We start from the raw sequence: 13,057 nt of genomic DNA on the forward strand, positions 1-13,057 counted from the left end.
CTGGGCTTCGATGACCTGAAGCAACTCGCTGTCGAAAACTGCATAACTCATTGTTTACCAAGGAGTTTTCCGTTTCGACTGCGCCGGAAGTGGGGCGAATTATAGACTTCCAGAATCTGCCGTCAACACCTATTTTCACAATTCTGTCATATAGGTGAAAAAGCCCCTGAAACGCGAAGGCCGGCCCTAAGGGGCCGGCCTTCTTCCCTTCTACTTACAAGCTAGGGAATGCGAACTGCGAAGCTTCATGGCTCGCCCGTTGTGGCCAGCGCTGAGTAATAGCCTTGCGACGTGTGTAGAAACGCACGCCATCCGGACCATACGCATGCAAGTCGCCGAACAGCGAGCGCTTCCAGCCACCAAAGCTGTGATAGGCCACCGGTACCGGCAACGGTACGTTGACGCCGACCATACCGACTTCGATCTCGTCGCAGAACAACCGCGCCGCTTCCCCATCACGAGTAAAGATGCAGGTGCCGTTGCCATACTCGTGGTCGTTGATCAGCTGCATCGCCTCTTCCAGGCTGTTAACCCGGACAACGCACAGCACCGGCCCGAAGATCTCTTCTTTATAGATACGCATTTCTGGTGTGACGTTGTCGAACAGACAGCCTCCCAGGAAGAAGCCTTCCTCATGACCGGCCACGCTCAGACCACGACCGTCGACCACCAAGGAAGCACCAGAAGAAACACCGTCTTCTATATAGCCACTGACTTTGTCGCGAGCCTGACCGGAAACCAGCGGCCCCATGTCCAGACCACAGGTCGTACCCGCACCGATTTTCAGCGCCTTGATTTGCGGCACCAACTTGGCCACCAGCGCATCCGCCACCTGGTCACCGACGCACACAGCCACCGAGATCGCCATGCAACGTTCACCGCAAGAACCATAAGCCGCGCCCATCAATGCGCTGACCGCGTTATCCAGATCCGCATCCGGCATCAGCACCGCATGGTTCTTCGCGCCACCCAGTGCCTGAACGCGTTTGCCGCGCTTGGTGCCTTCGGCGTAAATGTATTCGGCAATCGGCGTCGAACCAACGAAGCTCAACGCTTTGACTTCCGGCGCTTCGATCAGCGCGTCCACCGCAACCTTGTCGCCGTGCACTACGCTCAGCACGCCTTTTGGCAGACCGGCTTCCAACAACAATTGAGCAATCAACAGCGTGGAGCTTGGATCACGCTCGGAAGGCTTGAGAATGAAGCAGTTGCCGCAGACGATCGCCAGCGGATACATCCACAGCGGCACCATGGCCGGGAAGTTGAACGGCGTAATACCAGCCACCACGCCTAGCGGCTGGAAGTCCGACCAAGCATCAATGTTCGGGCCAACGTTACGGCTGTACTCGCCCTTGAGGATTTCCGGTGCTGCGCAAGCGAACTCGACGTTCTCGATTCCACGTTTGAGTTCACCGGCAGCATCTTCCAGGGTCTTGCCGTGCTCTTCACTGATCAGCTGAGCAATACGCGCTTCGTTCTGCTCCAGCAATTGCTTGAAGCGGAACATCACCTGAGCACGCTTGGCCGGCGGAGTGTTGCGCCAAGCCGGGAACGCAGCCTTGGCCGAGTCGATGGCTTTTTGAATGGTTTCGCGGCTGGCCAATGGCAGCTTGTGGATCGCCTGGCCGGTAGACGGGTTGAACACGTCAGCTGTGCGACCGTCTTCGGTCACCAGTTCGCCATTGATCAAATGCGGGATAAGGCTCATGCGGGGCTCCTGGAAAGTTGTCCACAGGCGCCCTTTAAAGGGCGCCTTTTATATAGAGGGAAAATCAGTCGATTTTTTTCAGCACTTCGCCGACCGCGTCGAACAGACGATCAAGGTCTTGCGGCTTGCTGTTGAAGGTTGGGCCGAACTGCAGGGTGTCGCCGCCGAAGCGCACGTAGAACCCGGCTTTCCATAGCGCCATACCAGCTTCGAACGGACGCACGATGGCGTCGCCGTCACGAGGCGCGATCTGGATCGCACCGGCCAAGCCGTAGTTACGGATATCGATGATGTTTTTCGAACCCTTCAAACCGTGCAGCGCATTTTCGAAGTGTGGTGCGACTTCGGCCACGCTCTGTACCAGGTTTTCCTTTTGCAGCAGATCGAGTGCTGCCAGGCCAGCGGCGCAAGCCACCGGGTGCGCGGAATAGGTGTAGCCGTGCGGGAATTCCACCGCGTACTCCGGCGTCGCCTGGTTCATGAAAGTCTGGTAGATCTCGGAGCTGGCAATCACCGCGCCCATCGGAATCGCGCCGTTAGTAACTTGCTTGGCGATGCACATCAGGTCCGGGGTCACGCCGAAGCTGTCGGCGCCGAACATCGAGCCGGTACGGCCAAAACCGGTGATCACTTCGTCGAACACCAGCAGGATGTTGTGCTGATCGCAGATCTCCCGTAGACGCTTGAGGTAACCCTGTGGCGGAACCAGTACGCCAGCGGAACCGGCCATTGGCTCGACGAATACCGCAGCGATGTTCGAAGCGTCATGCAGTTCGATCAACTTGAGGAGCTCATCCGCCAAGGCGATACCACCCTCTGTCGGCATGCCACGAGAATAGGCATTGCTCGCCAGCAAGGTGTGCGGCAGATGATCGACGTCCATCATCGCCTGACCGAACATTTTGCGGTTGCCGTTCACGCCACCGAGGCTGGTGCCGGCGATGTTCACGCCGTGATAACCACGGGCACGGCCGATCATCTTGGTCTTGGTGGCCTGGCCTTTCAGACGCCAGTAAGCACGAACCATCTTCACCGCCGTGTCAGCGCACTCGGAGCCCGAGTCAGTGAAGAACACATGATTGAGATTGCCCGGGGTCAGGTCGGTGATTTTCTCAGCCAGCTGGAACGACAGCGGATGGCCATACTGGAAACCTGGCGAGTAATCGAGGGTGCCCAATTGCTTGGCGACCGCTTCCTGAATTTCCTTACGGGTATGCCCCGCGCCGCAGGTCCACAAACCAGAGAGCGAGTCGTAAACCTTGCGGCCCTTGTCATCTGTCAGCCAACTGCCTTCAGCCGCCACGATCAGTCGCGGATCGCGCTGGAAATTGCGGTTGGCGGTGTAGGGCATCCAGTGAGCATCGAGCTTGAGCTGGCTGGCCAGGGAAGTCGGGTTGTTTTCAGGCAAGTTCATAGGGAAAACCTCGCAGGGCAATAAGCGGCATAGAGATCAAAAGCGTTCTTGCAGCTAAATTGCCACGGGGATAAAGTCGGTGAAATCCAACTTTTCTAACGTTCAGTCAGTTCACCACTAAACTTTGAGCAATTACAGCATGAGCAGCCGTCGCCCCGATCCGCTGGCGCAAGTCAGTGACTTTGATATCCGCCTGCTTCGGATTTTTCGCAGTGTGGTGGAGTGCGGCGGCTTCTCGGCAGCGGAATCGGTGCTGGGGATCGGGCGCTCGGCCATCAGCCAGCAAATGAGCGATCTGGAACAGCGCCTCGGTCTGCGTTTATGCCAACGGGGTCGCGCCGGGTTTTCCCTGACAGAAGAAGGTCGCGAGGTTTACCAATCGGCCTTGCAGCTATTAAGCGCGCTGGAAAGTTTTCGCACCGAGGTCAACGGCTTGCACCAACATCTGCGCGGCGAATTGACCATCGGCCTGACCGACAACCTGGTCACCCTGCCCCACATGCGCATCACCCACGCCTTGGCGCAATTGAAGGAACGCGGGCCGGACGTGCAGATTCAGATCCGCATGATCGCGCCCAATGAAGTCGAACAAGGCGTGCTCGACGGTCGATTGCATGTCGGCGTGGTGCCGCAAGCCAGCGCGCTGTCGGGGCTGGAATATCAGCCGCTCTATAGCGAACGCTCGCTACTGTATTGCGCGGTCGGTCATCCGTTGTTTTATGTCGACGATAAACAACTGGATGACGAGCGCCTCAATAGCCAGGACGCGATCGCGCCGACTTTCCGTTTGCCCGCGGAAATCCAGGCCCACTACCAGGCGCTCAATTGCACCGCCAGTGCCTCGGACCGTGAAGGCATGGCGTTCCTGATCCTGACCGGACGCTACATCGGCTATCTGCCGGACCACTACGCCAGCCTCTGGGTGCAGCAAGGCCGATTGCGCGCGTTGAAACCAATGGTGCGTTTTTATGACCTGAGCCTCGCATCAGTCACCCGCAAGGGCCGTCGCCCGCATTTGGTGCTGGAAAGTTTTCTGGAGAGTCTGGCTGCGACACGCTAGGTTTTATCGCGTCAGGACTTGTCTGATGCCTGTGGGTGCGCTATCAACGCACTGGTTGCACCCACCCACTTGTCCGGAAGTGCCTATGACCTTTGAAGTCCCCGCTCACGGCGGCAAACCTGCCAGCCGCATTCGTCAGAAGAACGAAGAGACCATCATCAAAGCCGCCGAAGACGAGTTCGCCCGTCACGGGTTCAAAGGCACCAGCATGAACACCATCGCCCTGAATGCCGGGTTGCCCAAGGCAAACCTGCATTACTACTTCACCAACAAACTCGGTTTGTACGTGGCGGTGTTGAGCAACATCCTCCAGTTGTGGGACAGCACCTTCAACACCCTGACTGCCGAGGATGATCCGGCCGAAGCGCTGACGCGTTACATCCGCGCCAAGATGGAATTCTCCCGTCGTCAGCCGCAAGCCTCGCGGATCTTCGCGATGGAAGTCATCAGCGGCGGCGAATGCCTGACCGAGTATTTCAACCAGGACTATCGCGCCTGGTTCCAGGGTCGGGCGGGCGTGTTCCAAGCGTGGATCGACGCCGGAAAAATGGACCCGGTCGACCCGGTAAACCTGATCTTCCTGTTGTGGGGCAGTACCCAGCATTACGCCGATTTCGCCACGCAGATCTGCCGTGTCAGCGGTCGCACCAAGTTGACCAAGCAGGACATGGAAGACGCCAGCAACAACCTGATCCGCATCATTCTCAAGGGCTGCGGCCTGACGCCAACGATCTAAGACACTATGCCTTTTACCCTCAGCGGTTTTTGCGAGTTCCGCGAAGAGATTCGCAAAAGCCGCTTCATCACCTTCGCCGCGCCGATCAACAGCCCTGCTGAAGCCCAGGCGTTCATCGAACAGCACAGCGATTTGAATGCCTCGCACAATTGCTGGGCCTGGAAGCTTGGCGACCACTACCGCAGCACTGACGATGGCGAGCCCGGCGGCACCGCTGGCCGACCGATTCTGGCGGCAATCGACGCGCAGGATTGCGATCGGGTCGCGGTGCTGGTGATTCGTTGGTATGGCGGCATTCAACTCGGCACCGGGGGCCTCGCCCGGGCGTATGGCGGCGGCGCCAACAAGTGCCTGCAAGCCGCGGCGAAGGTTGAGTTGATCAGTCGGGTGCCGGTGAGTTGCGCTTGTGCTTTTGGTGAGTTGCCGCTGGTGAAACTTCGGGTGGCGGAACTGGGTGGATTGGTTGTGGAAGAAACGTTCACCGCCAATGGCGTAGAGCTGCAATTGGCGATCGGCGAAAGCCAGATCGATACCCTGCAAACGCAGCTGGCGGATTTGAGCCGCGGGCGCATTTTGTTGCAGCACTAATCGCACCAACAACGTTCACAGCCCTTTCGTCGAACCGGTTCATTTGCCCACATCTACTGTGCACCCGGCTGTGGATAACCTGAGCACACCCGGCTGTAACCCTTCTGTAATGCGGCTTTGCGGTCTTTGCTCACTTTTCGACCAATCCGCCATCAAAAAAGCTAATTCCACGTAAAAACAATCAGTTAGAGCGGTTTATCACCTTTAGAAGAAAGCTACGCAGTGCTTATGCCCGAGCTTCGGGCTTGCGCACAAATACTGTGGAGCAATCTGTGGATAACCCGTTCATGGCTGTCGCCGCCCCCTGTCCGGTATGGCTTGCCGTCAGTTGCTCGTTTTTTGACCAAACACTCCGAGCAAAACCGGAGCCTGATCAACGGCTTTGCCCTCAAGTGGTGCCGGGGTCGGGATCGATATAGGGCGAGGCGCCGCCCTCAAAGCCTTTATCTGTAACGCTTTTGATTTTTCCTGACTCAATGGCCAGGAAATTGCTTTATCCACCGGCATCCCTTCAATCGACCCGAGCCTGTCATACCCAACCCCGTGCCGATCTCCGATCCAACACCTCGTCTGCAACTGCGCAGAATTAGCAAGCGCTACCCCGGTTGCCTGGCCAACGATGCCATCGACTTGAGCATAGCCCCTGGCGAAATCCATGCCCTGCTTGGCGAAAACGGCGCGGGCAAAAGTACGCTGATGAAGATCATCTACGGCGTCACCCATGCGGACTCGGGAGAGATGATCTGGCAAGGGCAACCCGTGACGATGCGCAACCCGGCTCAGGCTCGGGGTCTTGGAATCGGCATGGTGTTCCAGCATTTCTCGCTGTTCGAGACGCTTAGCGTGGCGCAGAACATTGCCCTGGCCATGGGCGCGGCGGCTGGTACACCGAAACAGCTTGAGCCGAAAATTCGTGAAGTCTCCCGGCGCTACGGCATGGCGCTGGAACCGGAGCGACTTGTCCACAGCCTGTCGATCGGTGAACGCCAGCGGGTGGAAATCATTCGTTGCCTGATGCAGGACATCCGCCTGCTGATTCTCGATGAGCCAACCTCGGTACTGACCCCGCAGGAAGCCGACGAATTGTTCGTCACCTTGCGCCGACTGGCTGCCGAGGGCTGCAGCATTCTGTTTATCAGCCACAAACTCGGTGAAGTTCGCGCGTTGTGCCATAGCGCCACGGTGTTGCGCGGCGGTCGAGTGGCCGGGCATTGCGTGCCGGCCGAGTGTTCGGATCGGCAACTGGCGCAGTTGATGGTTGGCGAAGCCGCTGCGCTGATTACGGATTATCCGAAAGTCACTGGCGCTAATGCATTCCTGAACGTGACGGGATTGTCCTGGCACAACCCTGACCCGTTCGGCTGCTCCCTGAATGACATTGACCTGCAAGTGCGCAGTGGCGAAGTCGTCGGCATCGCCGGGGTCGCGGGCAATGGTCAGGATGAGTTGCTAGCCCTGCTCAGCGGCGAAGAACCTCTAAGCCGCAACAACGGCGCAACGATCAGTTTCGCCGGGCAACCGGTGGCACACTTGCGGCCGGATGCACGGCGCAAACTGGGCCTGGCCTTCGTCCCCGCTGAACGTCTGGGCCATGGCGCGGTGCCGGATTTGAGCCTGGCGGACAACGCCCTGCTCACTGCCTTTCAACAAGGGCTGGTCAGCAACGGCCTGATCCAGCGCGGCAAGGTCGAAACCTTGGCCGAAGAAATCATCCATCGATTCGGGGTGAAGACGCCCAACACCCAGACACCCGCCCGCAGCCTGTCTGGCGGCAACTTGCAGAAATTCATCCTCGGCCGGGAAATCCTCCAACAACCCAAACTGCTGGTGGCCGCGCACCCGACCTGGGGCGTGGACGTCGGCGCTGCCGCGACCATTCACCGGGCGCTGATTGCCTTGCGCGACACCGGCGCGGCGATCCTGGTGATCTCCGAAGACCTCGACGAACTGTTCCAGATCAGCGACCGCCTCGGCGCTTTGTGCAGCGGTCGATTGTCGCCGCTCAAGGCCACGGTCGACACGCGACTGATCGATGTCGGCGGCTGGATGGCCGGCCAATTCGACGCCCCTCAATCACGTGCAACGGTTTAACGGAGTTTCACATGTTGTTTTCTCTCGAACCCCGTGGCCAGCAATCGCGTTTGATGTTGTGGTGCTCGCCGTTGCTGGCGGCTGTCCTGACGTTGGGCTGTGGCTCGTTGCTGTTTATCGCACTGGGGCATGATCCGCTACTCACTCTCCACACCTTGCTGATCGCACCGATCAGCGACCTGTATGGCGTCTCCGAACTATTGGTCAAAGCGCTGCCGATTCTGCTCTGTGCGTTGGGGCTGGCGGTGGCGTATCAAGCACGCATCTGGAACATCGGCGCCGAAGGTCAGTTGCTGCTTGGCGCGCTGGCCGGCAGTGCGTTGGCGGTGAACATCATCGGCCTGCAAAGTCGCTGGGCGCTGGTGTCGATCCTGCTCGTCGGCACCCTCGCCGGCGCCGCATGGGCCGGGCTGACGGCGTGGTTGCGCACGCGTTTCAACGCCAATGAAATCCTCACCAGCATCATGCTCAATTACATCGCCCTGAACCTGTTGCTGTTCTGTGTGCATGGGCCGCTGAAGGATCCGGCCGGGTTCAACTTTCCCGAGTCGGCGATGTTCGGCGATGCCAGCCGTTTGCCTTTGTTGATGGAGGACGGTCGGGTTCACGCAGGCGTGTATTTCGCCTTGCTCGCGTTGGTGGCGGTGTGGGTGTTGCTGCAGAAAGGCTTTATCGGGTTCCAGATCAAAGTGCTCGGGCTGGACAAGCGCGCAGCTGGGTTCGTCGGCTTTCGCGAGAAGCGGCTGATCTGGCTGGCGCTGTTGATCAGCGGAGGGTTGGCGGGGCTCGCCGGGGTGTGTGAAGTCACCGGGCCGATCGGCCAATTGGTGCCACAGGTCTCGCCGGGTTACGGCTATGCCGCGATCACCGTGGCGTTTCTCGGGCGACTCAACCCCATCGGTATTCTGTTTTCCAGCCTGCTGATGGCGCTGCTGTACATCGGCGGCGAGAACGCGCAGATGAGCATGAATCTGCCGCAAGCGATCACCCAATTGTTCCAGGGAATGATGCTGTTTTTCCTGCTGGCCAGTGACGTGCTGATTCTCTACCGACCGCGCTTGAACCTGCGCTGGTCCCGTCGTGCACAAGCCACCGCCGTACAAGCAGGAGCGCTGTGATGGATATCGATCTGCTGAGCAACATTTTCTACGCCATGGTCCGTTGCGGCACGCCGCTGCTGTTGGTGGCGTTGGGTGAATTGATCTGCGAGAAGAGCGGCGTTCTGAACCTCGGCCAGGAAGGGATGATGCTATTTGGTGCGGTGATCGGTTTTATCGTCGCCCTGAACAGCGGCAACCTGTGGCTCGGCGTCTTGCTGGCGATGCTTGCCGGGATGCTGTTGTCGTCGTTATTTGCGTTGGTGGCGCTGGTGTTCAACGCCAATCAGGTGGCCACCGGGTTGGCGCTGACGATCTTCGGTGTGGGCCTGTCGACGTTTGTTGGCGCGGCGTGGGTCGGTAAACCGCTGGCAGGTTTCGAGCCGGTGGCGATTCCTTATTTGAGTGAAATCCCGCTGATCGGGAGGATGCTGTTTGCGCAGGATCTGTTGGTGTATGTGTCGTTCGCGTTGTTTGCGCTGATGGCCTGGGTGATTGTGAAAAGTCGCGTCGGGCTGATCATTCAAGCCGTTGGAGAAAACCCGGATGCAGCCAGTGCCATGGGCTTGCCGGTGTTGGGCGTGCGCACGCTGGCGGTGCTGTTTGGTGGGGCGATGGCTGGATTGGCCGGGGCGTATCTGTCGCTGGCTTACACGCCGATGTGGGCGGAGAACATGAGCGCCGGGCGCGGCTGGATTGCCCTGGCGCTGGTGGTGTTTGCCAGTTGGCGGGTGTGGCGGTTGCTGCTAGGGGCGTATCTGTTCGGACTCGCCAGCATCCTGCATTTGGTGGCGCAGGGGTTGGGGCTGGCGATTCCGTCGAGTCTGCTGGCGATGCTGCCGTATGTCGCGACCATTGTGGTGTTGGTGCTGTTGTCGCGAAATGCGTTGCGCACACGGTTGTATGCGCCGGTGTCGTTGGGGAAACCGTGGCAGGCCGGGCATTAGAGGCTGGCCGGGCGGGCCCCATCGCGAGCAAGCTCGGCTCAGGTGAATATCGATCCCATGCAGGAGCTGGCGAAGCCTGCGATCTTTTGATCTTTAGGTTCTGAAGCGGCGCACCAACCCATCCAACTCATTCGAAAGCCCCGCCAGACTCTGCGAATCCAGCCGCGCCGAGTTCGCCAGTTCCGCCACCAACTGCGCGTCACCATGAATCTGGCTGATGTGCCGATTGATGTCTTCAGCCACCTGATGCTGTTCTTCCGCCGCGGTAGCGATCTGGGTGTTCATGTCGCGGATCACGTCCACCGATTCCCGAATCAGCCCGAAGCTGCTGCGTGCTTCACCGATCCGCGTCACCGATTGCTGGGACACTTCCAGGCTCGCATGCATTTGCTGAGTCACCTGACTGGTGCGTTTGGCGAGGTTGCCCAGCAAACCGTCGATTTCCGCCGTGGAATCCGCCGTGCGTTTGGCCAGCGCCCGAACTTCATCGGCCACCACCGCAAACCCACGACCCTGTTCACCGGCCCGCGCTGCTTCAATAGCGGCGTTCAGCGCCAGCAGGTTGGTCTGTTCGGCAATCGAGCGAATGGTCCCGAGGATTGACTGAATGTCGTTGCTGTCGCGCTCAAGCTGTTGCATCGACTGGGCCGACTGTTCGATTTCCTGGCTCAAGCGATCAACGCTGGTCACGGCCGCATCAATCTGCTGCTGACCTTCACGCGCCTGACGCTGGCCGCTGTCGGCCGATTCCGCCGCCTGGCTACAAGAGCGCGCGACTTCGTTGGCGGTGGCGACCATTTCGTGGAACGCCGTGGAAACCATGTCCACCGCTTCACGCTGACGCCCGGCCGCTTCGGCCATGTCGCTGGAGACCTGGGTCGAACTCTTGGAGGTGGCGAGGATCTTGGTCGCAGCGCCGCCAATGCTCTGAATCAGGTTGCGAATTGCCGCCAAAAACTGGTTGAACCAGTTGGCCAGTTGCGCGGTTTCGTCGCTGCCACGGATTTGCAGGTTCTTGGTCAGGTCGCCTTCACCTTGGGCGATGCCTTCCAGGCCGCTGGCCACGCTGCGGATCGGCCGCACGATGAGGCTGGCGAAACTGGCGCCGACGATGGCGAAGAACACGGCCAGCACGGCGGCGATGATCGCGATCAGCCAGGTCAGTTGAGTGGCCGAACTCATCACGTCGGTCTGCTTGATCAGGCCGATAAAGGTCCAGCCCAGCTGCTCCGACGGCCAGACGTTGGCCATGTAGCGTTCGCCGTTCAGCTCGACTTCCACAAGCCCTTTGCCGGCCTTGGCCAGTTGCGCGTAGCCGTCGCCGAGGCTGCTCAGCGCTTTAAAGTTGTGTTCCGGTTGCTTCGGATCGACCAGCACGGTGCCGGTGTTTTCCAGCAGCATCAGGTAGCCGGTTTCACCGAGCTTGATCTGTTTGACGATTTCAGTGAGCTGCTTGAGCGTCACGTCGATGCTGACCACGCCGCCATTAGTGCCCAATTTGTTGTCGATGGTGCGCACGGTACTGACGTACGTCACGTCATCCTGGGCCCAGTAATAGGCCTCAGTGCGCAACGGCTTGCCCGGTTTGGCCTGGGCAGCCTTGTACCACGGGCGCTGGCGCGGGTCGTAGTTGCTCAGCTTCGCATCGTCCGGCCAGGACACATAACCGCCCGCCGCGGTGCCGAGGATGGCATAGGCGTAGGACGGGTGACTGTTACCCAGGTCCTGAAGGAGGCCGAAGACCTTCTTGTCCATCTCGCCTTGAGGAATGCTCTCAGCGTTGAAGCTCATGTAGGTCTTGAGGCTGTCGTCGGAGTTCTTGATCAGTGGTTGGGTCGCCAGGTAATCCACGTTCTGGCTGATGCCGTCAAAGAACAGTTGCATGGCGTTGCTGACCTGACGAATCTCGCGGCCACTGCCGTCGACGAAACTGTCCTTGGCATCACTGCGCAAGTTCAGCACAACCAGGGTAGCGACCAGCACCACCGGCAAGCAGGCGATGATTGCAAACGCCCAGGTCAACTTCTGTTTGATGTTCATCCGCGCTCCAGATTTTTCTTGTAGGCCCACGCAGTGCAGATGACTCGCGGATTATTGGCAGAACGATTGTCGGACAAATCACTTTGTCACTGATGACTTCGGCTGATGGAGGCGGAAATTTAGGCCTATTAAGAAAAATCCTACGAAGGGTATGAATCGAGATGTCAGCTACTGTCGCAAATACCCGCTTAGCCCTTCAGCAACAAGTGACGCAGGGTCAGCTATGATCTGTGGTGGCCGATGACGACCGGCGGTTGTTGACTGATTAAACCGGCACATTGTGTGCTTGTTGACGGTCACTGGAACGTTCATAGGTCGGCAACCCCTCCCCCGAATGACTGGATTGCCGTATAACGAATGACTTTCGCGTGTTTGGTAATAAAGGACCCCCAATAAAAGCTGATGAAGACTCCAAAACGCATTGAACCCCTGATCGAGGACGGTCTGGTCGACGAGGTGCTGCGCCCACTCATGAGTGGTAAAGAAGCAGCTGTTTATGTGGTGCGCTGCGGCAACGAGTTACGTTGCGCGAAGGTCTACAAGGAGGCGAATAAACGCAGTTTCCGTCAGGCGGCCGAGTATCAGGAAGGCCGCAAGGTGCGCAACAGCCGTCAGGCTCGAGCGATGGCCAAGGGCTCCAAGTTCGGCAAGAAAGAAACCGAAGACGCCTGGCAGAATGCCGAAGTGGCGGCGTTGTTCCGTCTGGCCGGTGCTGGCGTCCGGGTTCCTCAGCCTTACGACTTCCTTGAAGGCGTGCTGTTGATGGAACTGGTGGCCGACGAGTACGGCGATGCCGCGCCGCGTCTGAACGACGTGGTGCTGGAACCGGATCAGGCGCGCGAATATCACGCGTTCCTGATTTCGCAGATCGTGCTGATGTTGTGTACCGGTCTGGTGCACGGTGACCTGTCGGAGTTCAACGTACTGCTGACCCCGACCGGCCCGGTGATCATCGACCTGCCGCAAGCGGTCGACGCGGCGGGCAACAACCACGCGTTCAGCATGTTGGAGCGGGATGTCGGCAACATGGCGTCCTACTTCGGGCGGTTTGCGCCGGAGTTGAAAAAGACCAAGTACGCCAAGGAAATGTGGGCCCTGTTCGAAGCCGGCACCTTGCACCCGGCCAGTATCTTGACCGGCGAGTTCGATGAGCCGGAAGAGTTGGCCGATGTTGGCGGGATCATGCGCGAAATCGAGGCGGCACGCCTTGATGAAGAGCGCAAGCAAGCGGTGCGCGCGGCAGATGACGCGCCACCGGGCAAAACCGAAGAGCCGCCTCCGCCCTGGATGCAGTGATTGGTTAACGAAAAACCCGGCTTCGGCCGGGTTTTTTTAGATGCCTGCCCCGAATCCTCCAAACACCGAAGAACCAGTGT

At 59.1% G+C, this 13,057-nt stretch carries 10 protein-coding genes and 1 pseudogene; 7 read left to right on the plus strand and 4 right to left on the minus strand.

Annotation, left to right across the window (positions count from 1 at the left end):
• Nucleotides 1-214: 214 nt before the first annotated feature.
• Both FQ187_RS27460 and FQ187_RS27465 read right to left on the minus strand, forming a co-directional pair.
• Nucleotides 215-1,708, minus strand: coding sequence for a CoA-acylating methylmalonate-semialdehyde dehydrogenase (locus FQ187_RS27460; protein ID WP_149631876.1), 1,494 nt, complete (start codon nt 1,706-1,708; stop codon nt 215-217).
• Nucleotides 1,709-1,772: 64 nt separating this feature from the next.
• Nucleotides 1,773-3,122, minus strand: coding sequence for an aspartate aminotransferase family protein (locus tag FQ187_RS27465; protein ID WP_149631877.1), 1,350 nt, complete (start codon nt 3,120-3,122; stop codon nt 1,773-1,775).
• Nucleotides 3,123-3,261: 139 nt separating this feature from the next.
• Here FQ187_RS27465 and FQ187_RS27470 point away from each other — a divergent pair, with 139 nt between their 5' ends.
• The 6 genes from FQ187_RS27470 (at nt 3,262) to FQ187_RS27495 (ending at nt 9,641) form a co-directional block, all read left to right on the plus strand.
• On the plus strand, nt 3,262-4,182 hold the full coding sequence (locus FQ187_RS27470; protein ID WP_149631878.1) for a LysR family transcriptional regulator: 921 nt from the start codon (nt 3,262-3,264) through the stop codon (nt 4,180-4,182).
• A gap of 85 nt (nt 4,183-4,267) precedes the next feature.
• Complete coding sequence (locus FQ187_RS27475) at nt 4,268-4,918, plus strand: TetR/AcrR family transcriptional regulator (protein ID WP_149631879.1); 651 nt, start codon at nt 4,268-4,270, stop codon at nt 4,916-4,918.
• Nucleotides 4,919-4,924: 6 nt separating this feature from the next.
• Nucleotides 4,925-5,506: a YigZ family protein gene (locus tag FQ187_RS27480; RefSeq protein ID WP_149631880.1), complete on the plus strand. Its 582-nt coding sequence runs from the start codon at nt 4,925-4,927 to the stop codon at nt 5,504-5,506.
• A 531-nt stretch (nt 5,507-6,037) separates the two neighbouring features.
• Complete coding sequence (locus FQ187_RS27485; RefSeq protein ID WP_149631881.1) at nt 6,038-7,597, plus strand: ABC transporter ATP-binding protein; 1,560 nt, start codon at nt 6,038-6,040, stop codon at nt 7,595-7,597.
• An 11-nt stretch (nt 7,598-7,608) separates the two neighbouring features.
• Nucleotides 7,609-8,715, plus strand: coding sequence for an ABC transporter permease (locus tag FQ187_RS27490; RefSeq protein WP_149631882.1), 1,107 nt, complete (start codon nt 7,609-7,611; stop codon nt 8,713-8,715).
• Nucleotides 8,715-9,641 (plus strand): ABC transporter permease, encoded by a 927-nt coding sequence (locus FQ187_RS27495; protein ID WP_149631883.1) that lies wholly within the window; start codon nt 8,715-8,717, stop codon nt 9,639-9,641. The genes FQ187_RS27490 and FQ187_RS27495 overlap by 1 nt, the downstream gene beginning before the upstream one ends.
• Nucleotides 9,642-9,734: 93 nt before the next feature.
• On the opposite strand, the gene FQ187_RS31055 is transcribed toward FQ187_RS27495, so the two are convergent.
• Together FQ187_RS31055 and FQ187_RS31060 are read right to left on the minus strand one after the other, a co-directional pair.
• Complete coding sequence (locus tag FQ187_RS31055) at nt 9,735-10,502, minus strand: methyl-accepting chemotaxis protein (protein WP_371916927.1); 768 nt, start codon at nt 10,500-10,502, stop codon at nt 9,735-9,737.
• A gap of 90 nt (nt 10,503-10,592) precedes the next feature.
• A pseudogene (locus FQ187_RS31060) lies at nt 10,593-11,681 on the minus strand (cache domain-containing protein); the annotation flags it as partial.
• A 402-nt stretch (nt 11,682-12,083) separates the two neighbouring features.
• Here FQ187_RS31060 and FQ187_RS27505 point away from each other — a divergent pair.
• Nucleotides 12,084-12,977: a PA4780 family RIO1-like protein kinase gene (locus tag FQ187_RS27505; RefSeq protein WP_129438758.1), complete on the plus strand. Its 894-nt coding sequence runs from the start codon at nt 12,084-12,086 to the stop codon at nt 12,975-12,977.
• The last annotated feature ends 80 nt before the right edge of the window (nt 12,978-13,057 follow it).

The sequence above is a fragment of the Pseudomonas sp. ANT_J28 genome (assembly GCF_008370005.1).
GTDB lineage: Bacteria > Pseudomonadota > Gammaproteobacteria > Pseudomonadales > Pseudomonadaceae > Aquipseudomonas > Aquipseudomonas frigoris.

Bases quoted from the DNA above. Each gene is read 5' to 3' on its own strand.
- FQ187_RS27460 (WP_149631876.1), bottom strand. From the start codon at position 1,708: ATGAGCCTTATCCCGCATTTGATCAATGGCGAACTGGTGACCGAAGAC.
- FQ187_RS27465 (WP_149631877.1), bottom strand. From the start codon at position 3,122: ATGAACTTGCCTGAAAACAACCCGACTTCCCTGGCCAGCCAGCTCAAG.
- FQ187_RS27470 (WP_149631878.1), top strand. From the start codon at position 3,262: ATGAGCAGCCGTCGCCCCGATCCGCTGGCGCAAGTCAGTGACTTTGAT.
- FQ187_RS27475 (WP_149631879.1), top strand. From the start codon at position 4,268: ATGACCTTTGAAGTCCCCGCTCACGGCGGCAAACCTGCCAGCCGCATT.
- FQ187_RS27480 (WP_149631880.1), top strand. From the start codon at position 4,925: ATGCCTTTTACCCTCAGCGGTTTTTGCGAGTTCCGCGAAGAGATTCGC.
- FQ187_RS27490 (WP_149631882.1), top strand. From the start codon at position 7,609: ATGTTGTTTTCTCTCGAACCCCGTGGCCAGCAATCGCGTTTGATGTTG.
- FQ187_RS27495 (WP_149631883.1), top strand. From the start codon at position 8,715: ATGGATATCGATCTGCTGAGCAACATTTTCTACGCCATGGTCCGTTGC.
- FQ187_RS31055 (WP_371916927.1), bottom strand. From the start codon at position 10,502: ATGGCCGAAGCGGCCGGGCGTCAGCGTGAAGCGGTGGACATGGTTTCC.
- FQ187_RS27505 (WP_129438758.1), top strand. From the start codon at position 12,084: ATGAAGACTCCAAAACGCATTGAACCCCTGATCGAGGACGGTCTGGTC.